This window comes from Pseudonocardia sp. MH-G8, from assembly GCF_002262885.1.
Lineage (GTDB): Bacteria > Actinomycetota > Actinomycetes > Mycobacteriales > Pseudonocardiaceae > Pseudonocardia.
In genome coordinates this window covers 308,159-330,254 of sequence record NZ_NKYF01000002.1, presented here as the reverse complement: position 1 = coordinate 330,254, position 22,096 = coordinate 308,159, and the positions used below count along the sequence as shown (strand labels likewise).

Here is a 22,096-nt window from a genome sequence, read left to right as displayed (position 1 = left end):
CCACGGTAGCCGCGGTACTCTCTTCTGGTAAGTACGTACCTCGCCGTAAGTGCCGGAGGTGGACGTGAGCATGCAGCTACTGGGGGCCGTCGGGGGCGGCCGGGGTGACGTGTTCGACAGCGCCTGCCCGGCCCGCACGGTGCTCGACCACGTCATGGGCAAGTGGGCGGTGCTCGTGCTGGTGGCGCTGCGCCGCTCCCCGCTGCGGTTCAGCGCGCTGCGCCGCGCCGTCGGCGGGGTGAGCGAGAAGATGCTCGCGCAGACCCTGCGCACGCTCGAGGCCGACGGCTTCGTGCACCGCGAGGTCGCCCCCACCACACCCCCGCAGGTGACCTACAGCCTCACCGTGCTCGGGCAGGAGCTCACCGGACACCTCACCGGGCTGCTCGACTGGATCGACACCCGCCTGCCCGACGTGCAGGCCGCGCGCGCCGAGCGCGCGGCGGTGCGGGCCGGGACCTGAACGGACCGCGCGCCCGCGGCAGGGCTCAGCCTTCGAAGCCCTTCGGGTCCATCCACATGATCTCCCAGTGGTGGCCGTCGGGGTCGAGGAACGAGCGGCCGTACATGAAGCCCATGTCCTGCGGGTCCTTCGCCTTGGCGCCGCCGTTGGCGAGCGCGGCATCGGCGATGCGGTCGACGTCCTCGCGGCTGTCCACGCCGAGGGCGATGATCGCCTCCGTGCTGGCGCCGTCGGAGGTCGGCTTGACGGTGAAGTCCGCGAAGCGCTCCGGAGACAGCAGCATCGCGAACAGCGAGTCGCCGAGCACGAGGTTGAGGGCGTTCTCGTCGCTGAACGCCTCGTTGAAGGTGAAGCCGAGGGCGCTGAAGAACGCCTTCGTGCGCGCCTGGTCGGCGACGGGCAGGTTCACGAAGATCTGGCTGGCCATGGGGCCCTCCCTCTGGTCGGTTCGAGTGGTGGACCAACGCCGCGCCCGGAACTCATCGGTGCTCCGAGCACGGGTTTGTGACGTCCGGGGCTCCACCGACGATGCCCGGGTGGACCCGACACCGGAGGACGACCGTGCCCCATGATCAGCTGACCCTGCGCGAGCGGGCGGCCCTGCTGGCGCTCATGGCCGAAGCGCGGGAGCTGACGAACGCCGAGCTGCGCGCCGTCGCCGGTTTCCCCCTCGACGGCCGGCCGCGACGCCGGCTGAACGAGCAGAAGCTGGTGGCCTCGCGCAGGACCGGGCGGAGCTTCACCCACGAGCTGACCGACGACGGCTGGGCCTGGTGCCGCGCGGAACTCGGTGCGTCCCGTCCGGAGCGGGCCGGCTACGGCGGCGGCGCCCTGTACGCGCTGCTGGCCGGGCTCGACCGGTACCTGGCCCGCACCGGTCTGCAGCTGTCGGACGCGTTCCGTCCGGACGTGGAGATGCAGGTGCGCGCCGCCTACCGCCGGCTGGGCGAGCCCGGCCACTGGGTGGGCATCGCCGCGTTGCGCGAGGAGCTCCCCGACGTGCCCCGCGCGGCCGTGGACGCCGAGCTGGAACGGCTCGCAGCCACCCCCGGCGTGCACGTGCGGGCGGCGTCGGACCAGAAGGCGCTCACCGAGGCCGACCACGCCGCCGCCGTGCGGTTCGGTGGCGACGACCGGCACCTGCTGATGGTCGAGGCGGGATGACGTCCGTCGGAACGCAGCGGAGGCCGGTGAGCCCCGACGAACAGGCCGCGCTCGAGGCCGTCCAGTTCAACTCGGCGCTCACGCCCGACGACATCTGGAGCCCGGTCCGCAACCACGTCGAGGGCCTGCACACGCGCGTGGCGTCGGCCCTGTTGCGCGACGTGCAGGCGGCGCGCCGGAGCAGCGGGAGCAGCCCGATCGGCGTCGCGTTGCAGGGCGAGCGCGGCGTGGGCAAGACCCACATGCTGCGTTGGGTGCGCCAGCAGGTGCAGGACCAGGACGGCTACTTCTTCCTGGTCAAGCTGTTCGACTCCGAGGACTTCTGGTCCAGCGCCGTCCGCGGGATCGTGGACGGTTTCGACGGCGGGCAGGTCGACCAGCTGGGTCCGCTGCTGCGCCGGCTCGCGGTACGGGCGGGCCTGCTCGCGGAGCAGCAGAGCCGCATCGCCGGGATGATCCCGGTGTTCCGGAAGGACCTGGACGACCTGCTGGCCGGGTTGCGGCTCGTCGACCGGCAGGTGTGGGCCGACTGCCAGAACACGCTGCGGGCGCTCGTGCTGTTCCGGGCGGCGGAGCCCGAGGTGCAGGAGATCGGCTACAACTACCTGAACCTCGACGGTGACGTGGAGGACGCGGCGCGGGCGGAGTGGGGCTTCCGGCCCGGCGCCCGCCCGAAGCAGGTGGTGCTGCGCGACATCTCCCGGCTGCTGGGGCTCACGGGCCCCACCGTCGTGGCGGTGGACCAGATCGACGGGATGCTGAACCTGCGCTCCGGGCCGGGGCCGGTCGACGCGGCCACCGCACGCCGGCAGGCCGACGCCGTGGGCCGGATCGCGGACGGGCTGATGGAGCTGCGCGACGCCGCACGCCGCACCCTCACGGTCGTCGCCTGCCTGCCCGAGACCTGGGAGATGATCGCGACCCGGGCGGCGATCTCCGCCGCCGACCGCTTCCACCCGGCGTTGCTGCAGGGCGCGCTGCCCGACGCCGACGTGGCGCGCGCGATCGTCGAGCAGCACCTCGGCGGCCTCTACGGCGAGGCGGGCTTCACGCCGCCGTACCCGTCGTGGCCGGTGCTGCCGGAGGCGTTCGACGGTCCCGCGGTCCGCACCTTCACCCCGCGCAAGCTGCTGCAGCAGGTGGATGCGCACGTCCGCCGCTGCCTGGACGCCGGAGAGCTGCGTGAGCTCGCCGACTTCGCCGAGCCGGTGGGCACCGGGGGCGGGAGCACGGGGCCCGACGCTGACGCGCTGCGGCGCCTCGACGAGCGCTTCGCGCAGCTGCGGGCGGAGGCGGACGTCGCGGCCCCGCTCGACCCGGACACCGAGGACCAGCGGATGCCTGCGCTGCTCGCCGCCGGGCTCAAGGCCTACGTCGCGGAGCTCGGCGAGGGCGGGCAGGTGCTGGCCGTCGACCAGGTGCGCGGCAAGAAGCCGGCGCTGCACGCCCGGCTGCGCCGCACGGTCGACGAGCGCACCGAGGACGAGGTGCACGTCGCCTTCCGCGCGATCGCGCACGGCCACCACCGGGCGGTGCAGAGCCGGCTCGCCACGGCCGTGACCGAGGCGGGCCTGCGCGCCGGCGCGGACCGGCGCCGGCTGGTGCTGATCCGCAACCTCGCCTGGCCCTCGGGCCCGAAGACGGCGGCGGCGGTCGCGGACGTCCACGACCTCGGCGGGCGCACCGTGGCCGTCGGCGAGGACGACGTGCGCACGCTCGCGGCGCTCGAGGTCATGCAGCGTCCGCCGCTGCCCGGGCTGCTCGAGTGGCTCGCCGCGCGGAAGCCGGCCGGTACCACCGAGCTGTTCCGCCGCACGCTGGGCGACCTGGCGATCCCGGCACCCGGGGCCGCGCCCGACGAGGACCGCCGGCCGGCGGCGTCCGTGGCGCAGGCCCCGCGGCCGGAGCCCGCGCGGCGGCCGAGCCCGTTCCCCCGACCGCGGGTGCCGAGCGTGCCGGTGGGGCGTTCAACCGCGACCGGGCAGGACGTCCTCGTGCCGCTGGAAGGGCTGCGCAAGCACACGGTCGTGTTCGCCGGTTCCGGGTCGGGGAAGACCGTGCTGCTGCGCAGGATCGTCGAGGAGTGCGCCCTGCAGGGCGTGTCCGCGATCGTGCTGGACCCCAACAACGACCTGGCGCGGCTCGGGGACGCGTGGCCCGCGCCGCCCGAAGGCTGGTACGAGGGCGATGCGGCGCGGGCCGAGGCGTACCTGGCGGAGACGGACGTGGCGATCTGGACGCCGGGCCGGTCGAAGGGGCGGCCCCTGGCGTTCCAGCCGCTGCCCGACTTCGGGTCCGTGCTCGACGACGAGGACGAGTTCCGGCTGGCGGTCAGCTCGGCCGTCGCGAGCCTGGCGCCCCGCGCGCAGCTCACGGCGCGCAAGCTCGGCCAGGGTCAGGCTGTCCTGCGGGAGGCGCTGGAGGCGTTCGCCCGTTCCGGCGGCTCGTCGCTCGGCGCGTTCGTGGAGTTCCTGGCCGACCTGCCCGACGGCACCAGCGGGCTGCGGAACGGGCGGAAGCTGGCCGGGGAGATGGCCGAGGAGTTGCAGGCAGCCACGATCAACGATCCGCTGTTCGGCGGCGCCGGGCAGACCGTCGACCCGTCGGTGCTGCTCACGCCGCCCCCGGGGAAGCAGGCCCGCATCTCGGTGATCAGCTTCGTCGGGCTGCCGGCCGACGACCAGCGGCAGAGCTTCGTGAACCAGCTGCAGATGGCGCTGTTCTCGTGGGTCAAGGCGAACCCGGCCGGGGACCGTCCGCTCGGCGGGCTCTTCGTGATGGACGAGGCGCAGACGTTCGCGCCGTCCGGCGCGCTCACCGCCTGCACGCAGAGCACCCTCTCGCTGGCCTCCCAGGCCCGGAAGTACGGGCTGGGGCTGGTCTTCGCGACGCAGGCGCCGAAGGGCCTGCACAACCGGATCCCCGGCAACGCCGCCACGCAGTTCTTCGGCTTCCTCAACTCGGTCGCCCAGATCAACACCGCCACCGAGCTGGCCCGGGCGAAGGGCGGCCGGGTGGACGACATCTCGAGGCTGGGGGCCGGCCGGTTCTACGTGGCCGGTGAGGGCCTCGCGTTCGAGCAGGTCGCCACGCCGATGTGCCTCAGCTTCCACCCTCCGAGCCCACCCTCGGCGGAAGAGGTGATCCGCCGCGCAGCCTCCTGAGGCCGGGGTCAGCCCACCGACGCCAGGTCGGTCGGCTCCTCCTGGGCCGGCGACGGGTCGCTGCCCGCGGCACCGGCGTCGCGCTCGCCGTCCAGCAGCGGGCAGGCGAGCCACGGCTCCGGGATGCCGAACGCGTCGACCAGCGTGCGGGCGTGCGGACGCAGCCGCCCGCAGAGCGCGTTGACGGCCTGCGTGACGGCCTTGGCCCGGCCCGTCGTGAGGTAGGCGTGCTCGGTGAAGAACGCGCGGTCGCCCTCGATCACCGTGAGCGCGTGCAGCGCGAGCACGTCGGCGAGCAGCGCGCGCACCTGCGCGTCCTGCACGCGGTCGACCGTGGCGGCGAACGAGTCGAAGACGAGCCGGTCGACGTGGGCGCGGGCCGCGGCGAGCAGGTGGTCCTGCGCCCCGTTGAAGATGCCGAACTGGTCGGCACCCGGCGCGAGCGCCTTGCGCATCCGCTGCGCCGCGTTGGCGAGCAGGTGCTGCTCGCGTTCGGCCAGCAGCCACCGCTGGTAGGTGCGGTCGCGCAGGTCCCCGCGCCGCACGAGTGCGCGCACGCCGGTGCGCTCGGCCACGGCACCGGCCACGAGGTCGGCGGCGAACCGGGCCTTCCCGGTGAGGTCGAGCTTCCCGACGCGGCGTCCGTAGTCCGACAGCAGGGTCTTCGCGACCAGCTGCAGCAGCACGGTGTTGTCGCCCTCGAACGTGGTGAACACGTCGGTGTCGGCCTTGAGCTGCGGCAGCAGGTTGTCGGCGAGGTAGCCGGCCCCGCCGCACGCCTCCCGGCAGGTCTGGATCGTGGCGGTGGCGTGCCAGGTGCCGACCGCCTTGATCCCGGCCGCGCGGGTCTCCAGGTCGCGCTGGCGCCGCTCGTCGACCTCGGCACCCGGGTTCTGCAGGTCGTGCATGTCGGAGACGAGGTCGCTCTGCGCGAAGTGCAGCGCGTACGCGGTGGCGAGCGCGGGCAGCAGCTTGCGCTGGTGCACGAGGTAGTCCAGGACCACGACCTCCTCGCCGGTGGCCGGGTCGGCGAACTGCCGGCGCGTGGCGCCGTAGCGGATGGCCAGCGCGAGCGCCTTCTCGGTGGCCGAGGCCGCGCCGCCGGCCACGCTGATCCGGCCGCGGACGAGCGTGCCGAGCATGGTGAAGAACCGGCGCGTCTCGTTCTCGATCGAGCTGGTGTAGGTGCCGTCCTCGGCGACGTCCGCGAACCGGTTGAGCAGGGCCTCCCGCGGCACACGCACGTGGTCGAAGGTCAGCCGGCCGTTGTCGACGCCGTTGAGGCCCGCCTTCACCCCGCAGTCCCCGATCGTGACGCCCGGCATCGCGTCGCCGGCGTCGTCCCGGATCGGGACGAGGAGGGCGTGCACGCCGTGGGTCTCCCCACCCGTCACCAGCTGCGCGAAGACCACGGCCATCCGGCCGTCGCGGGCGGCGTTGCCGATGTAGTCCTTGCGCGCGCCCGCGTCCGGTGTGTGGACCACGAACTCGCGGGTGGCCGGATCGTAGGTGGCCGTGGTGCGCAGGTGCTGCACATCGGAGCCGTGGCCGGTCTCGGTCATGGCGAAGCAGCCGAGCAGCTCGCCGTCGACGATCCGCTCGAGGTACTCGTCGTGATGACGGGAAGTGCCCAGCACCTGCACCGCACCGCCGAACAGGCCCCACTGCACCCCGGCCTTGACCAGCAGCGACAGGTCGCCGTAGCCGAGCATCGCGAACGCGGTGACGACGCCGCCGACGTCGCCACCGCCCCCGTACGCCGGGTCGAAGCCCTGCCGCGGACGGCCGCTCTCGGCCAGCCGGTGCAGGTTCTCGGTGGTGAGGGCCCGGTAGTCCGCGGTGCTCAGGTCCGGGTCCGGGTGCACCGACAGCGTGCCCATCTGGGTGCGGACGTCGTGCCGGACGTCCGCCCAGCGCCCGTCGAGGACGCTCTGCAGCGTGCGCGGGTCGACGGTCATGGCGTCTCCTCCTCGGTGCGGCCGACCACCCCGGACAGTCCGGTCCACGCGAGCGCGGTGAGGTGATCGGCCAGTTCGTCCTTGGTCGTGCCCGTGGGGCGGGCGATCCAGTTGTCGGCCGCCGCGCGGACCATCCCGACCACGCCGTGGCCCCACGCCACTGCGGGTTCGGGATCGGCGCCCACGCGCGCGAGGTGCTCGGCGATCACGTCCGCGACCTGGTCGCCGATCAGCGAGACGAGGTCGGCGAGCGGGTCGGCACCGGGTGCCCGCTCGACGAGCGGCCGATGCGCCACGAAGCGGTACACCTCCGGGTCGTGCTCGATCAGCCGCAGGTACGCGGCGATGGCCGCGGCGGCTCCGGCACGCGGTCCCGCGGCCCCGTCCATCGCGGCGCGTACCTGGCCGAGCAGCACCTGCGCCACCCGCTCGCAGACGGCGAGGTAGAGCGCGGTGCGATCGGCGAAGTGGCGGTAGACCACGGTCTTGCTGGTGCCGGCGGCGGCGGCGACGTCGTCCATCCCGACGCCTGCCCCGTGGCGGCGGATGGCGGCGACGGCGGCGTCGGTCAGTTCGGCACGACGGGTGCGCCGGTGGTCGTCCCACCGGCTGGCGCGCCGATCCCGTGCCGCCTTCACGGCACTCACGGTACCGGGTACGTTGAGTACCGGCTACTGATGGGTAGGAGACCGACATGCCGGAGACCCGGAGGAAGGCCGCTGTCATCGGCGGCAACCGCATCCCGTTCGCCCGCGCGAACGGCGCCTACGCCCGCGCCTCCAACCAGGACATGCTCACCGCCACGCTCGATGGGCTCGCCGCCCGCTTCGGGCTGGCGGGCGAGCGGATCGGCGAGGTGGCCGGCGGCGCGGTGCTCAAGCACAGCCGCGACCGCGACCTCACCCGTGAGGCGGTGCTCGGCAGCTCGCTCTCGCCCTACACGCCGGCCTACGACGTCCAGCAGGCGTGCGGCACCGGTCTGGAGACGGCGGTGCTCGTCGCGAACAAGATCGCGCTCGGGCAGCTGGAGAGCGGTATCGCCGCCGGGGTCGACACCGCGAGCGACGCGCCCGTCGCCCTCAACGACGACCTGCGGCGCGTGCTGATGGCGCTGAACGGCGCGAAGACGCTGGGAGCGCGGCTCGTGGCGCTGCGCGGGTTGCGGCCCGGCCAGATCGTGCCCGAGATCCCGCGCAACGCCGAGCCGCGCACGGGGCTGTCGATGGGCGAGCACGCGGCGCGCACCGCACTCCAGTGGCAGGTCGGACGTGAGGAGCAGGACGCGCTCACCGTCGCGAGCCACCGCAACCTCGCCGCCGCATACGACCGCGGCTTCTTCGACGACCTGGTCACGCCCTACCTCGGCCTCACCCGCGACCAGAACCTGCGAGCCGACAGCTCCGTCGAGAAGCTCGCCAAGCTCGAGCCCGTCTTCGGGAAGGGCGAGGGCGCCACCATGACGGCGGGGAACTCGACGCCGCTCACCGACGGGGCCTCCGCCGTGCTGCTCGGCTCCGACGAGTGGGCCGCGGAACACCGCCTGCCGGTGCTCGCCCACGTCGTGGACGCCGAGACCGCGGCCGTCGACTTCGTGCACGGGGATGACGGGCTGCTCACCGCACCGGTGTACGCGGTGCCGCGGTTGCTGGAACGCAACGGCCTGACGTTGCAGGACTTCGACTTCTACGAGATCCACGAGGCCTTCGCCTCCACCGTGCTCGCCACGCTCACGGCGTGGGAGGACCCGGCGTTCGCGAAGGAGCGGCTCGGCCGCGACACCCCGCTGGGGGCGATCGACCGCGCGAAGCTGAACGTCGCGGGCTCCTCGCTGGCCACCGGGCACCCGTTCGCGGCCACCGGCGGCCGGATCGTCGCCACGCTGGCGAAGCTCCTGCACGAGAAGGGGTCCGGCCGCGGCCTGATCAGCATCTGCGCGGCGGGCGGCCAGGGCGTCGTGGCGATCCTGGAGGCAGCGTGATGAGCAACGACGCGTTGCGGGACCTCTCGCAGAACAAGATCGTCCAGCGGCTCGGGGTGCCGCGCATCCCGGTGCTGCGCCGGTACGCGCCCGGGCAGCCGTTGCTCGAGGGCCCCGCGCTCGTGGGAGCGGTCGGGAAGGGCGGGCACGCCGACGGCGTCCGCGCGCTGCTCGCCGGCGCCGGCATCACGGAGGCGGGCGAGGAGGGGAAGGTCGCCGCCGCGGTGCTGGACGCCACCGGCGCGCGCACCCTCGACGACCTCGCCGCGGCCCAGCAGTTCCTCACCCCCGCGGTGCGGCGGCTCGCCCCGTCCGGGCGGCTGCTGCTGCTCGGTCCGGTCGCCGACGCGCAGGACGCGGAGGCGGCGGCGGTCGCGCAGGCGTTCGAGGGGCTGGTCCGGTCGGCGGGCAAGGAGGTGCGAGCCGGCGCCACGGCCAACCTGCTCGTGGTGGCGCCCGACGCCGGCCCGGACGCGCTCGCCTCGACGCTGGGGTTCTTCCTGTCCACCCGTTCGGCGTTCGTGTCCGGGCAGGTCGTGCGGATCGGTGCGCCGGTCGGCGCCGTCGAGCCGGGAGATCCGGCGCGTCCGCTCGCCGGGCGCGTCGCCGTGGTCACCGGCGCCGCGCGCGGTATCGGTGAAGCCATCGCCGACACCGTGGCACGCGACGGCGCCACGGTGGTCGCCGTCGACGTCCCGGCGGCGGGCGACGCGCTGGCCCGGGTCGCGAACCGTACCGGCGGCACCGCGCTGCAGCTCGACATCACCGCTCCCGACGCGCCCGCCCGGCTGCTCGCGCACCTGCGGGAGCGCTACGGGCGCGTCGAGATGGTGGTGCACAACGCCGGCATCACCCGCGACAAGCTGCTCGCGAACATGGACGCGGAACGCTGGAACGCCGTGCTCGCGGTGAACCTGCGCTCCCAGCTCGCGATCAACCAGGCCCTGTCGGCCGAAGCCGGCCTGCTCGGCGACAGCGCGCGGATCGTCAGCATCTCGTCGATGAGCGGCATCGCGGGCAACCGGGGCCAGACGAACTACGCGGCGAGCAAGGCGGGCGTGATCGGGATGGTCCGCGCGCTCGCCCCGCGGCTCGCCGAGCGGGGGGCCACGATCAACGCGATCGCGCCGGGCTTCATCGAGACCGCGATGACGGCGAAGATGCCGCTCGGCACCCGCGAGGCGGGCCGGCGGGTCAGCAGCCTGCGCCAGGGCGGGTTGCCCGTGGACGTCGCCGAGGCGGTCGGCTGGCTCGGCCAGGCCGCGTCGGGCGGGGTCACCGGGCAGGTCGTGCGGGTCGACGGCCAGAACATGTTGGGGGCCTGATGCCGACGATCCTGGACGCGGCGCCGCGCCTCGGTCCGCTGTACGCGAAGGCCGCGCTCGGCGCCGTCGGGTCCCGCGGGACGACGCTGCCCGACACCGAGCTCGCCCGCGAGGACGTCACCGTCGACCGGGACCGCCTCGCGGAGTACGCGCGGGTGTGCGGCTTCCCGGTGGCCGACGCGCTCCCGGTGACCTACCCGCACGTGCTGGCGTTCCCGCTGCAGGTGGCGCTGATGGCGCAGCGGTCGTTCCCGCTGCCGCTGCCGGGGCTCGTGCACATCCGGAACGTGATCACCACACACCGCCCGATCGACGCCGCCGAGCCGCTCGGTGTGGCTGTGCACGCCGAAGGGCTGCGGGCGCATCCGAAGGGCGCCCAGGTCGACCTCGTCGCGCAGGTCCAGGCCGGCGGGTCGATGGTGTGGGACGCCCGCAGCACCTACCTCGCCCGCGACGCCACGGCGCCCGAGGGCCCGGCCGAGGCGCCCGAGCCGTCCGGGGTCGAGGGCGGAGCGCCGGCCGCCACGTGGCACGTCGACGCCGCCACCGGCCGCCGGTACGCGCACGTGAGCGGCGACGTCAACCCGATCCACCTGCACAGGTGGACGGCGAAGGCGTTCGGCTTCCCGCGGGCGATCGCGCACGGCATGTGGACCGCCGCCCGAGCGCTCGCCGCGCTGCAGGGCCGCCTGCCCGAGGCGTTCACCGTCGACGTGGCGTTCGGCAGGCCACTGCTGCTCCCCTCGACGGTGGACCTGCGCACCCACCGGTCCGCCGAAGGCTGGGCAGTGGAGGTCAGCGGCAAGAAGGGCTCGCACCTGAAAGGCGCACTCACCCCACCCTGACCCACCTTGGAGCCAACCTGGCTGTTCTCGAGGGCTGATTTCGGCAGTAAGGCTCCAAGGTGCGGGTGGTGGGCGGCCTAAGATCGCCGGTCATGGCGCGGTCCAGGCGGGTTCGGCGATGGGTCATCGACTGGCCCGCCCGGATCGCGCTGTCGGTCGTCGTCGTGCTCGCGAACGTCGTCGGTGCCGCGGTGGTGTTCGCGCTCGCTGCGTGGGTGCTCCCGGAGGGCCCGCTCGTCGACCCCGGCCGGGTCCGCGTGCTGAACATGATCGCGTTCGGGTGCTACCTGGTGGTGGCGTTGCCCATCGGGCTGTTCTGGGGCGGCCGCCGGTTCCGCCTGCGCCGCGGCGAGGCGGACGCCGAGCAGCGCCGGGAGCGGCGGATGGTGCTCTTCGGCCCGCTGCGGCTAGTCACCGTGCAGGCGGTGCTGTGGGCGCTCGCGGTCGCGGTCTTCGTCCTGCTCAACCTGCCCTACTCGGTGCGGCTGGCGATCTCGGTCGGCGAGACGATCCTGCTCGGGGGCATCACCACGTGCGCGCTGGCCTACCTGCTCAGCGAGCGCATCCTGCGCCGCACGGCCGCTCGCGTGCTGGCCGCGCGCCCGCCGAAGCCGCGGCGGGGCCTGCCGGGGATCGTCGTGCGCTCGCTGCTGTTCTGGGCGCTCGGCACCGCCGTGCCGGTGGTCGGCCTGATGCTGACGGCCGTCTCGGCGCTCGTGTACGGCGACGTGCCGGCCACCCGCCTCGCCGTGATCGTGCTGGCCATCGGGGGCGTCGCGCTCGGCGCCGGGCTGCTGGTGAACGTGGGCGCGGCCCGCGCGGTGGCCGACCCGGTCAACGCGGTGCGCATCGCGATGCGTCGCGTCGAGAAGGGTGAGCTCGACGCGGGTGTCACCGTCTACGACGGCACCGAGCTCGGCCAGCTGCAGTCCGGCCTCAACACGATGGTCGCCGGCCTGCGCGAGCGGGAGCGCATCCACGACCTGTTCGGCCGGCAGGTCGGCCGGGACGTCGCGCGGGCCGCCGCGGCGGCGCAGGAGGTCCGGCTCGGTGGCGAGGTCCGCTGCGTCGGCGTCCTGTTCGTGGACCTCGTCGGGTCGACGGCGCTGACCGCGCGGCGACCGCCCGCGGAGGTCGTCGAGCTGCTCAACCGCTTCTTCGCGGTGGTGGTCGAGGTCGTCGAGGAACACGACGGCTGGATCAACAAGTTCGAGGGCGACGCCGCGCTCGCCGTCTTCGGCGCGCCCGTGGCCGGGGAGGACCCGGCCGGGTGCGCCCTCGCCGCCGGACGCGTGCTGGCGGCGCGGCTCACATCGGAGCTGTCGGACGTCACCGCGGGGATCGGGATCTCAGCCGGCGACGCCGTCGCGGGCAACGTCGGCGACGTGCGGCGCTACGAGTACACGGTGATCGGCGACCCGGTGAACGAGGCGGCGCGCCTCACCGACCTCGCGAAGTCGGTGCCGGGCCGGGTGCTGGCCGCGGCGGACGCCGTCGGGATGGCGGCTCCCGAGGAGGCCGCCCGGTGGCAGCTGGGCGACCCGACGCAGCTGCGCGGCCGCCCGGCCCTCACGAGGCTGGCCACGCCGGTGCAGCTGACACGGCTTTGCTGACACCGAGAACGGCGGGATCTTGCGGCTGCATGTCCGTAATCCGCGCGTTCCGCGTCGGGGTCCGGAGCTAGCGTCGGTGTCATGAGCTCTCCGGCCACCCGGGCCGCCGTCCCGACCTCCCGCTACCGCTGGGGCGCGTTCGCGGCCGTCACGGTCACCGTGTTCGCCTGGGCGTCGGCGTTCGTGGCCATCCGCGCGGTCGGGCAGGCCTACGAGCCGGGCCCGCTGACGCTGGGCCGGCTGCTCGTCGGGTCCGTCGCGCTCGGCGCCGGGCTGCTCGTCACCCGCCGCTGGGTGTGGCCCACGCGGCGGGAGTGGGCGCTGGTCGCGCTCTGCGGGCTCTCGTGGTTCACCGTGTACAACCTCGCCCTGAACGCGGCGGAGCAGAGCGTCGACGCCGGCACCACGGCGATGCTGGTGAACGTCGGCCCGATCCTGATCGCGCTGTTCGCCGGGCTGTGGCTCGGTGAGGGCTTCCCCCGGTGGCTGGTGATCGGCGCGCTGGTCGCGTTCGGCGGCGCGGTGCTCGTGGGCGCCGCCACCTCCCGTGCCGAGGAGTCCGACCTGCTCGGTGTGGTGCTGTGCCTCGTCGCGGCCGTCACCTACGCGATCGGGGTGCTGGCGCAGAAGCCGGTGCTGCGCCGGCTGCCCGCGCTGCAGGTCACGTGGCTCGCCTGCACGATCGGCGCCGTCGTCTGCCTGCCGTTCACCCCGGGTCTGGTCATGGAGCTGGCCTCCGCCCCGGCCGCGGCCACGGCCGGTCTCGTCTACCTCGGCGCCGTGCCCACGGCGCTCGCGTTCAGCACCTGGGCCTACGCGCTCGCCCGGATGGATGCCGGGCGCCTCGGCGTGAGCACCTACATCGTGCCGCCGATCACGATCCTCATGTCGGCCGTGCTGCTGGGTGAGCTGCCGGCGCTGCTCGCGATCGTGGGCGGGGCGGTCTGCCTGGCGGGTGTGGCGCTCTCCCGCCGCCGCTGACCGCCACGGCTCCTACCGGAGCTTCCCGAAGAACTCCCGGATGTCGGCCACGAGCGTGTCCGCATCGACCATCGCCACCATGTGGCTCGCGGCGTCGTGGCCCGACCAGTGCACGACGTCGTTGGCCCGTGACGCGATCCGGCGAAAGGCATCGGGGCCGCCGTGGGACACGCCCGTGGGTACGAGCGCCTGGTCGACCGGCATGCCGGCGGCGCCGTCGTAGTACGTCCACGACGACGTGCCGCCGGTGCCGGTGAACCAGTACAGCGACACCGTGGTGAGCAGCCGGTCGCGGTCCAGGCGCGGCAGGAGCTCGGCGGCGCCCTCGGGCCAGCCGTCGAACTCGGCGAGCCGCTCCAGCACGAAGGCGAGCTGGGCGACCGGGGAGTCGAGCCAGCCGTAGGCGAGCGTCTGGGGCCGGGCCGCGAGGTAGGGCGCGTACCCGCTGCCGCCGCTGAACAGCGACGCCAGCCGCTCCAGCCCGGCGCGGTCCTGCGCCGTCATCCCCTCCAGCTCGGCCGGGTCGCCGGTGGGTATGCCGAGCCCACCGGTGAGGTGCACCCCGACGACGTGCGCGGTGTCCACGAGCGCCAGCTGCGGCGACACCAGCGCGCCCGCGTCGTTGCCGTGCGCCCCGTACCGCTCGTAGCCGAGCCGGGACATCAGCTGAGCCCAGGTGCGGGCGACGCGCGCAGCGGTCCACGGGCGCTCGTCGGCTGGCTCGGGGAACGTCGAGTAGGCGAACCCGGGCAGCGAGGGGATCACCACGTGGAACGCGCGGTCGGGATCGCCTCCGTACGCGCGCGGGTCGGCGAGCGGCCCGACGAGGTCGAGGAGCTCGGCGAACGAGTTCGGCCAGCTGTGCGTGAGCACGAGCGGAAGGGCCCCGGGCTCCGGCGACCGGACGTGCAGGAAGTGGATCTGCTGACCGTCGATCTCCGTCCGGAACTGCGGGAACGCGTTGAGCTCCGCCTCCCGCGCCCGCCAGTCGAACCCGTTGCGCCAGTGCTCGGCCAGCTCGCGCAGCTGCGCGACCGGCACCCCGCGGCTCCACCCGCCGGGCAGCTGCCGGGGCCAGCGGGTGCGGGCGAGGCGGTCGAGCAGGTCGTCCAGGTCGGCCTGGGGGACAGCGATGCGGAAGGGGTGGATCTCCTCGTTCATGCCGGTGACGGTAGGACCGGAGTAGGTCAGCTCCTGTCACACATGGGTGACGCGGTAGTCCTCGTCCTCGGCGTCGGTGATGAGCATGTGGCCAGGCGCGTGCGCGATCGCCAGCGGCGGTCGTGACTCGACGACCGCGGCCTGCGGCGTCACCCCGCACCCCCAGAACACCGGCACGTCACCCGGCTCGAACGCCACCGGGTCGCCGTAGTCGGGGGTGTGGAGGTCGCGGATGCCGAGCTCGCGGGGGTCGCCGACGTGCACGGGCGCACCGTGCACCGCCGGGTAGGCGGCGGTGACCCGCACCGCCGTCTCGACGAGGGCCGCCGGCACCGGGCGCATCGACACGACCAGCGGGCCACGGACGGAGCCCGCGGGCCGGCAGCGTCGCGACGTCCGGTACATCGGCACGTTGACGCCCTGCTCGACGTGCCGCACCGGCACCCCGGCGATGCCGAGGGCGCGCTCGAACGTGAAGCTGCAGCCGATCAGGAAGCTGACGAGGTCCGCGCGCCACCAGCCCTGGACGTCGGTGGGCTCCTCGACCAGCTCCCCGTCGACGTAGACGCGGTAGCGCGGGATGTCGGTGCGGATGTCGCCGGCGAGCAGCGGTCCGGCGACGGCGCCCGCCTCCAGGACGTCGAGCACCGGGCAGGGCTGCGGGTTGCGCTGGGCGAAGAGCAGGAAGTCCCAGGCCAGGTCGCGCGGCACGGTGATGAGGTTGGCCTGGGTGTAGCCGTCGCACCAGCCCGCGGTCGGGGTGACGAGCCCGGCGCGGAACCGGGCGCGGGCAGCGGAGGGGAGCTCGGAACCGTTCACGGGCAGTCCTTCCAGACGGGGGCGACGAGGACGAACCGCACCCGCTGCCCGGGCCGCACCTGGGCGGCGCGGTCGACGTCGGCGTCCAGCACGACGGCGACCACGGGGTAGCCGCCGGTCACCGGGTGGTCGGCGAGGAACAGCACCGGCTCGCCGCCCGGCGGCACCTGGAGGGCGCCGCGGACGATGCCTTCGCTGGGCAGCTCTCCGGGGCCGGCCCGGTCGAGGGCGCCGCCCTCCAGGCGCATGCCGACCCGGTCGCTGCGGCTGGACGCGGTCCACGTCGTGCGGGCCGGGGCGGTGGGGTCGGCGAGGAAGTCCGCACGCGGACCGGGAACGGCCCGGAGCGCGACCTCCCCCGCGGGCGGGACCGCCACCGGGGCGACGTCGATGAGCGGCACCGCGTCCGGCTCCGGCCCCACCGGCAGCACCGCTCCCGGGGCGAGCTTCTCGGGCCCGAGCCCGGACAGGACGTCGGTGCTGCGCGACCCGAGCACCGGCGCCACGGCGATGCCGCCGCGCACCGCGAGGTAGGTGCGCAGGCCGGTCGGTGGCGTCCCGAGCCGCAGCACCTGGCCCGCGCGGAGGCGGACCACCGCGTGGTGCCCGACGGGAGTGCCGTCGACGTCGGCGGGCGCCGGGGCGCCGGAGAGCGCCACGGTGAGCGGACCGCGGGCCCGCACGATCAGGCCGCCGAACACGACCTCGATGCCGGCCGCGCCCTCGGCGTTGGCCACGAGCCGGTTGGCCAGCCGCAGCGCGGCGCGGTCGGCCGCCCCCGACCGCCCGACCCCGGTGGCGGCGAGCCCCGGCCGCCCGAGGTCCTGGACGAGGGCGAGCGCCCCGGTGGCGAGCACCTCGATCGCGCGCGCGCTCACCGCGTCTCCCGGAACACGACCGTGCAGCCCGGTTGCAGGAGCGCGCCGCGGTCCGGGTTCCACAGCTCCGCCCGGGTGTGGCCGATCAGCTGCCAGCCGCCGGGGGACGCGCGCGGGTAGATGCCGCTGAACTCCCCCGCGAGCCCGACCGAACCGGCCGGCACCGACGTCCGCGGTTCCGTGCGGCGGGCGACCTCGAGCCGGGCGTCGCCGCCCACCAGGTAGGCGAACCCCGGGGCGAACCCGCCGAACGCGACCCGCCACGGCGTGCCCGTGTGCGCCGCGACCACGCCTTCGGCTCCCAACCCGGTGAGCTCACCGACCTCGGCGAGGTCGGGCCCGTCGTACACGACCTCGATCTCCACCCGCTCCCCGTCGGGCGGCGCCGCGCCCGGCTCGACGTCCAGGTCCAGCACGGCGCGCCGCACGGCGGCGAGGTCGGTGCCCGGTTCCACGCACAGCAGCACGGTGCGGGCGGCCGTGACGACGTCCAGGACACCGGACGGCGGCGCGGCGCGCACGGCGTCGGCCAGCGCGAGGACCTCGGGCAGCCCGTCGACCTCGATGAGCAGCCCGGTGTCCCCGCAGGGGAGCAACCTCAACCCGGTTCCTCCACGAACGCGCGCAGCGCGACGCCGGCGGCCTCCAGCCCGGCGCGCACCGCGGTGGCCATCTCGACCGCGCCCGGTGAGTCGCCGTGCACGCACGCCGACTCCGCGGACACGCGCACGTCGTTGCCGTCGACCGCGGTGACGACCCCGTCGGTGACCATCCGCAGGACGCGTGCGGTGACCTCGTCCGGGTCGTGCAGCAGGGCCCCGGGCTGCGACCGCGGTACGAGCGTGGCCTCCGGTGTGTAGCCCCGGTCGACGAAGAACTCGCGGACGACGCGCAGCCCGGCCGCCGCGGCGGCGTCGAGGAACTCCGAGCCCGGGAGCCCGAGCACGGGCAGCGTCGGGTCGTAGGCCCGCACGGCGGCGACCACGGCCCGGGCCTGCGCCTCGTGGTGCACGATCGCGTTGTAGAGCGCGCCGTGCGGTTTGACGTACCGCACGCGGGCGCCGGCCGCTCGGCACATGCCGTCGAGCGCCCCGATCTGGTAGAGGACGTCGTCGGCGAGCTCCTGCGGCGCCACGTCGAGGAAGCGGCGGCCGAAGCCGGCGAGGTCGCGGTAGCCGACCTGCGCCCCGACCGCGACCCCTCGTTGCGCGGCCAGGGTGCAGGTCGTGCGCAACGTCGTGGGATCGCCCGCGTGGAAGCCGCACGCCACGTTGGCGGAGGTGACCAGTGCCAGCATCGCCGCGTCGTCGCCGAGCTCCCACCGGCCGAAGGACTCGCCGACGTCGGAGTTGAGGTCGATCCTGTTCGCGTCCATCCTGTTCGCGTCCATGGCCTGCATGCTCACAGCTTCGCGAGGTTCGTGAGGGCCGCGTAGCCCATGTAGAGGGTGAGCAGCCAGGCGAGGACGCCGATGGTGAGCAGCCACGCCGGGTAGCGGTAGCCGCCGAGCAGGTCGCGGCGCCGCCACGCGACCCACAGGATCACCGTGAAGCCGATCGGCAGGATCAGCCCGTTGAACGCGCCGGCGAACACCAGCAGCGTGGCCGGGGCCGTCCCGATCACCAGGTAGATCACCGCCGAGAGCGCGATGAACGCGACGGTGAGCAGGTTGCGCCGCCGGTCGCTGCTGGTCCGCGAGGTCATGAACGACACCGACGTGTAGGCGGCGCCGATCACCGAGGTGATGCTCGCGGCCCACAGGATGATGCCGAACAGCCGCAGGCCGACCTGCCCGGCGGCGGCCTCGAACGCGCTGCCGGCCGGGTCGTTCGCGGCCAGCGTGACCCCGCCCGCCACGACGCCGAACACCGCGAGGAACAGCACCACCCGCATCACGGCGGTGACCAGGATGCCGATCACCGAGCTGCGGGCGATGCCGCCGGCGTGCTCCGGGCCGGTGAGGCCGGAGTCGAGCAGCCGGTGCGCCCCGGCGTAGGTGATGTAGCCGCCGACGGTGCCACCGATCAGCGTCGTGATGATGAGGAAGCTCACGGTGTCGGGGAGCACGGCGTTGCGCAGCGCCTCGCCGACCGGCGGTCCGGACACCACGGCGACGTAGGTCGTCAGCACGATCATGATCCCGCCGAGGACCACGACGATGCGGTCGAGCGCCACCCCGGCCCGCTTGCTCAGGAAGATCGCGATGGCGATCGCCGCCGAGATGCCGCCGCCGATGCGGACGTCGACACCCAGCATGGCGTCGAGACCGAGCCCGGTGCCCCCGACGTTGCCGATGTTGAAGACGAGCCCGCCGATCACGACGAGCGCGGCGAGGACGTACCCGACGCCCGGCGCCACCTTGTTGCCCAGTTCGTGCCCGCGCTGACCGGACACCCCGATCACGCGCCAGACGTTCAGCTGGACCGCTATGTCGACCAGGGTCGAGGCCACGATCGCGAACGCGAACGCCGCGCCGAGCTGCGCGGTGAACGTCGCGGTCTGGGTGATGAAACCCGGACCGATCGCGCTCGTCGCCATCAGGAACATCGCGCCGATCACCGCACCGCGGCTCGTGGCCGAGCCGGCCGCGGACACCGCCTTCGCGTCGCTCATGTCGTTCCCCTCCGACGGGACGTGACCGGCGGCACAGCACGCGCCGGTGGATGGCAGCGTAAGGATCGTTCAACGATCCGGCAATACTTTCGGCGGGTTTTCCGCGCGCCGGAGCCTCTCGGCACAGGCGGGACTTCCGCTGGGTCGTGTTCGAACTCCAGCGATCGGAGCTGTCAGGCGTAGGCGTCGACGGCGAGGAGCCGGTCGGCGAGGGCGGCGTAGAGCGTCGTGCCGTCAGGAGAGAGCGCGATCCCGCTCGCGCCCGTCCGCCCACCGGTCTCGACCGTGGCGACCACGCCGCCGTCCAGCGTGCGCACGGTGATCCGCGAGTCGCCGGGTTCGTTGATGAACACGTGCTCGTCGTCCGCGGCGAGCAGGACCGTCCAGTCCTCCGCCTTGATGATGTCTGGGCCGTACACCGGCGGGATGTCCTGCTCGATCCGCCCGGTCGCGGTGTCGACCAACAGCGCGCGACCCCGGGTGACCGCGTAGAGCGAGCGGCCGTCGGGTGCGATCGACATGTGGTAGTAGATTTCGGGCCCCGAATTCGGGACGCCGTCGATGCCGTCGGGCACCGACCGCCACACCCGCCCGTCCGCACCCACCGCGAGAACGCCCCCCGGCCCCTTGCCGGTGATCGCGGCGCCGCTGCGGTCCACGGCGAGCGATCGCACGGACGGGACGCTGTCGGCGGCCACATCCCCGTTCTTGATCACCGACGTGACCGCCGTCCGGTCGATGTCCACGGTAACGGTCACGGCATTCCGGTAGGGCGCCCTCGCGGGCACCGTCGCGAGTACCACCGCATTCGACGTCGCGGGCACCATCGCGATGCCGGGGCCCGGGACGAGGGAGCCCAGCGGGACCGTCGCCGTCACCTCGCCGGTCGCGGCGTCGACGATCGCGATCGCGTGCTCCTGCTGCACGAGGAGCCTGCTCCCGTCCGGATGGGCGACCACCGACTGGCCCGACACGGGAAACGTCCTGACCTGGAGCGGCAGCGGCACCTGGATGAGCGAGACCACGAGACCGGCCACCAGTACCGCGGTGAAGGCCGACGCACGCCGGGTGGCGGCGTTCGCGTCGCGGTACCAGGTGCGCAGGGCGTTCACGCGACGAGCACGCTCGTGTCGTAGACGAGCACACCGTTGCGTTCGCCCTCGACGCTCACGTACAGCCTGCGGCCGTCGGGGCTCAGGCCGGCCCCGTTCACCTTGCCGCCGGTGTCGATGTCCTGGCGAGGCACGCCGGTGCTGTCGGCGATGTGCAGCACCGGGTCTCGCCAACTCCACCCGACCATCGCGTTGCCCCCCGGGGTCACGACCAGCGAGCTCACGCCCTCGGGGAAGCCCTGCACCGGCGGACCGAGCAGTGTGGCCGACGCGGCGTCGACGATCGTCATGCCACCGAGCGGCTGCAGCACGAAGGCGCGATCGCCCGCCGCGTCGACGGCGACGTCGAAGGCGCTCCCGGGCAGGGTTCCGACGACCCTCCTGGCTGCCGGATCGACGACGACCATCCCCAGCTCGTCACGTCCCGCGTCGACGGGGTCCTCGCCGCGGACCACGTACAGGCGCCCGTCGTCACCCCGGAGGAGCGAGCCGCCTACCGTACCGATCGGGACGGCTCCGATCTCGCGCCCGTCGGTCAGGTCGATGATGCCCAGGTCGGTGCGGCCGTCGAACGTGACGTAGGCGGTCCGCCCGTCCAGGGCGATCAGGGTGTCGCTCGTGGTGCTGCGGATGCTGTCGGGGAACTGGCCGATCACTCCGGTCACCGTCCTGGAACGGACGTCGAGCACCGAGACGCTGGGGCCGACCAGGTAGACCCGCGTGCCGTCGGGGGTGAACGACAGCGTCGACGTCCCGGCGGGCAGCGGGACGGCCGGCGACACCGAGCGGGTGGCCGTGTCGATGAAGCGGACCCCGCCGTCGGTGACGACCATCAGGGTGCGCCCGTCCTCGGTCATGGCGATCCCGCCGGTCGGCGCGTCCAGCGGGATCTCTGCCACCTCGGTGACCTGTGGGAGGACCCCGTCGGGGCGGGACGCCACCGCCGCGGCCGTGGGCGCGGCCGAGGTGGGCACCCAGAGGAACGCGAGCGCGAGCGCGGCCGCGACCAGCACCGCGAGCACCGCGTTCGCGACCACCCACGGACGCGGGGCGCGCGCCGGGGGAGGCGCGACGGAGGAGGTGGAGATCCGCGTCGCGGCGGGTCTGCTCGTTCCGGCCGTCGGTGCGGTCGGGGACGAGGCAGCCCGGGTGCGTCCCTCGTCGGGGTCCCGGTCGGCGGCCAGTTGCGCCGCGGTCGGGCGGTCCGCGGGCTCGCGCGCGAAGCACGGCACCAGCCGATCGCGCAACGGGGCCGGTACCGCGTGGAGGTCGGGATCCTGCTGCATGACCCGCAGGAGCATCGCGGCCGGATGCGCCGCCGTCCCGAACGGGCCGCGGCCGGTCGCCGCGAACACCAGCACCGACGCCAGGGAGAACACGTCGGACGCCGCGCCGGCCGCCTCCCCCGACGCCTGCTCCGGTGCCATGTAGGCGGGCGTCCCGACGACGTGTCCGGTGTGGGTGATCTTCGTGGCGTCGACCGAGCTGGCGATCCCGAAGTCGATCAGCCTCGGCCCGTCGGCGGCGAGCAGCACGTTGGACGGCTTGAGGTCGCGGTGCACCACCCCGGCCCCGTGCAGCCCGGCCAGTGCTTCGGCGAGACGCCGGGCGAGAACGTCCAGCGCCGACGCCGGCAGCGGGCCGGCGCGTCCCACCTGCTCCTCGAGCGATGGCCCCGCGACGTACTCCGTGGCGAGCCACGGACGCGGCGCGAACGCGTCGGCATCGATCACCCGGGCCGTCCAGGGTGTGTCGACGCGGTGGGCCAGCGCGATCTCCCGGCCGAACCGGGATCGGAAGTCGGGGTCGCCGATCAGGTGCGGGTGCACCACCTTCACCGCGGCCGGGCGGCCGTCGTCGTGACGGCCGAGGTAGACGACGCCCATGCCGCCCGATCCCAGCCGGGCGGTGAGCGCGAAGGGCCCCAGCCGATGTGGGTCCTCGGGCAGCAACGGGTGCGTGCTCGGTGCCGTCCCGGTCATCTGCACCGCCACGAGGTGCCCGCGCGGGCGCTGCGACCAG

19 protein-coding genes are annotated in these 22,096 nt (G+C 74.2%); 8 read left to right on the top strand and 11 right to left on the bottom strand.

The genetic code is table 11. From position 1 onward, the window contains the following. The first annotated feature begins 70 nt into the window (after positions 1-70). A complete protein-coding gene (locus CFP66_RS08570; protein WP_094922379.1) occupies positions 71-463 on the top strand; it encodes a helix-turn-helix domain-containing protein in 393 nt (130 codons plus the stop codon). 25 nt (positions 464-488) lie between these two features. Here CFP66_RS08570 and CFP66_RS08565 read toward each other — a convergent pair whose 3' ends face one another. After that, positions 489-890 carry a VOC family protein gene (locus CFP66_RS08565; protein ID WP_094921997.1) on the bottom strand — a complete coding sequence of 134 codons (402 nt, stop codon included), beginning with the start codon at positions 888-890 and terminating at the stop codon, positions 489-491. 134 nt (positions 891-1,024) lie between these two features. On the opposite strand from CFP66_RS08565, the gene CFP66_RS08560 reads away from it, so the two are divergent. Together CFP66_RS08560 and CFP66_RS08555 are read left to right on the top strand one after the other, a co-directional pair. Continuing rightward, positions 1,025-1,627: a hypothetical protein gene (locus tag CFP66_RS08560; RefSeq protein ID WP_094921995.1), complete on the top strand. Its 603-nt coding sequence runs from the start codon at positions 1,025-1,027 to the stop codon at positions 1,625-1,627. Positions 1,628-1,653: 26 nt separating this feature from the next. After that, positions 1,654-4,791 carry an ATP-binding protein gene (locus CFP66_RS08555; RefSeq protein ID WP_233159241.1) on the top strand — a complete coding sequence of 1,046 codons (3,138 nt, stop codon included), beginning with the start codon at positions 1,654-1,656 and terminating at the stop codon, positions 4,789-4,791. Between the two features lie 8 nt (positions 4,792-4,799). On the opposite strand, the gene CFP66_RS08550 is transcribed toward CFP66_RS08555, so the two are convergent. Beyond that, complete coding sequence (locus CFP66_RS08550; RefSeq protein WP_094921992.1) at positions 4,800-6,749, bottom strand: acyl-CoA dehydrogenase; 1,950 nt, start codon at positions 6,747-6,749, stop codon at positions 4,800-4,802. Then, positions 6,746-7,387 carry a TetR family transcriptional regulator gene (locus CFP66_RS08545; protein WP_094921990.1) on the bottom strand — a complete coding sequence of 214 codons (642 nt, stop codon included), beginning with the start codon at positions 7,385-7,387 and terminating at the stop codon, positions 6,746-6,748. The genes CFP66_RS08550 and CFP66_RS08545 overlap by 4 nt, the downstream gene beginning before the upstream one ends. Before the next feature lie 56 nt (positions 7,388-7,443). Between CFP66_RS08545 and CFP66_RS08540 the strand changes: the two genes are divergently transcribed. The 5 genes from CFP66_RS08540 to CFP66_RS08520 all read left to right on the top strand — a co-directional run bounded on the left by CFP66_RS08540 (position 7,444) and on the right by CFP66_RS08520 (position 13,491). Further along, positions 7,444-8,727 (top strand): acetyl-CoA C-acetyltransferase, encoded by a 1,284-nt coding sequence (locus tag CFP66_RS08540; RefSeq protein WP_094921989.1) that lies wholly within the window; start codon positions 7,444-7,446, stop codon positions 8,725-8,727. Then, positions 8,727-10,052, top strand: a complete 1,326-nt coding sequence (locus CFP66_RS08535) for a 3-oxoacyl-ACP reductase (RefSeq protein WP_094921987.1) — start codon at positions 8,727-8,729, stop codon at positions 10,050-10,052. Before CFP66_RS08540 ends, CFP66_RS08535 begins: the two co-directional genes overlap by 1 nt. Further along, positions 10,052-10,897: a MaoC family dehydratase gene (locus tag CFP66_RS08530; protein WP_094921985.1), complete on the top strand. Its 846-nt coding sequence runs from the start codon at positions 10,052-10,054 to the stop codon at positions 10,895-10,897. Before CFP66_RS08535 ends, CFP66_RS08530 begins: the two co-directional genes overlap by 1 nt. Before the next feature lie 92 nt (positions 10,898-10,989). Next, positions 10,990-12,510, top strand: a complete 1,521-nt coding sequence (locus tag CFP66_RS08525; RefSeq protein ID WP_094921984.1) for an adenylate/guanylate cyclase domain-containing protein — start codon at positions 10,990-10,992, stop codon at positions 12,508-12,510. An 81-nt stretch (positions 12,511-12,591) separates the two neighbouring features. Continuing rightward, the gene (locus CFP66_RS08520) at positions 12,592-13,491 is read left to right on the top strand and encodes a DMT family transporter (protein WP_094921982.1); all 900 of its coding nucleotides are present in this window, start codon (positions 12,592-12,594) and stop codon (positions 13,489-13,491) included. Positions 13,492-13,503: 12 nt separating this feature from the next. Here the strand turns inward: CFP66_RS08520 and CFP66_RS08515 are convergent, their stop codons facing one another. The 8 genes from CFP66_RS08515 to CFP66_RS08480 form a co-directional block, all read right to left on the bottom strand. Continuing rightward, the gene (locus CFP66_RS08515; RefSeq protein ID WP_094921980.1) at positions 13,504-14,652 is read right to left on the bottom strand and encodes an epoxide hydrolase family protein; all 1,149 of its coding nucleotides are present in this window, start codon (positions 14,650-14,652) and stop codon (positions 13,504-13,506) included. Between the two features lie 36 nt (positions 14,653-14,688). Further along, the gene (locus CFP66_RS08510; protein WP_198961320.1) at positions 14,689-15,471 is read right to left on the bottom strand and encodes a putative hydro-lyase; all 783 of its coding nucleotides are present in this window, start codon (positions 15,469-15,471) and stop codon (positions 14,689-14,691) included. Then, positions 15,468-16,349, bottom strand: coding sequence for a biotin-dependent carboxyltransferase family protein (locus CFP66_RS08505; RefSeq protein WP_094921976.1), 882 nt, complete (start codon positions 16,347-16,349; stop codon positions 15,468-15,470). The genes CFP66_RS08510 and CFP66_RS08505 overlap by 4 nt, the downstream gene beginning before the upstream one ends. Further along, positions 16,346-16,951 carry an allophanate hydrolase subunit 1 gene (locus CFP66_RS08500; RefSeq protein ID WP_094921974.1) on the bottom strand — a complete coding sequence of 202 codons (606 nt, stop codon included), beginning with the start codon at positions 16,949-16,951 and terminating at the stop codon, positions 16,346-16,348. Before CFP66_RS08500 ends, CFP66_RS08505 begins: the two co-directional genes overlap by 4 nt. Next, entirely contained in the window at positions 16,948-17,739 is a 792-nt protein-coding gene (locus CFP66_RS08495; protein WP_369804986.1) for a LamB/YcsF family protein, read from the bottom strand. The genes CFP66_RS08500 and CFP66_RS08495 overlap by 4 nt, the downstream gene beginning before the upstream one ends. Before the next feature lie 11 nt (positions 17,740-17,750). Beyond that, positions 17,751-18,962, bottom strand: a complete 1,212-nt coding sequence (locus tag CFP66_RS08490; protein WP_198961319.1) for an NRAMP family divalent metal transporter — start codon at positions 18,960-18,962, stop codon at positions 17,751-17,753. 173 nt (positions 18,963-19,135) lie between these two features. Further along, complete coding sequence (locus CFP66_RS08485; protein ID WP_094921973.1) at positions 19,136-20,074, bottom strand: YncE family protein; 939 nt, start codon at positions 20,072-20,074, stop codon at positions 19,136-19,138. Continuing rightward, complete coding sequence (locus tag CFP66_RS08480; RefSeq protein ID WP_143517173.1) at positions 20,071-22,056, bottom strand: protein kinase; 1,986 nt, start codon at positions 22,054-22,056, stop codon at positions 20,071-20,073. Before CFP66_RS08480 ends, CFP66_RS08485 begins: the two co-directional genes overlap by 4 nt. Positions 22,057-22,096: the final 40 nt, after the last annotated feature.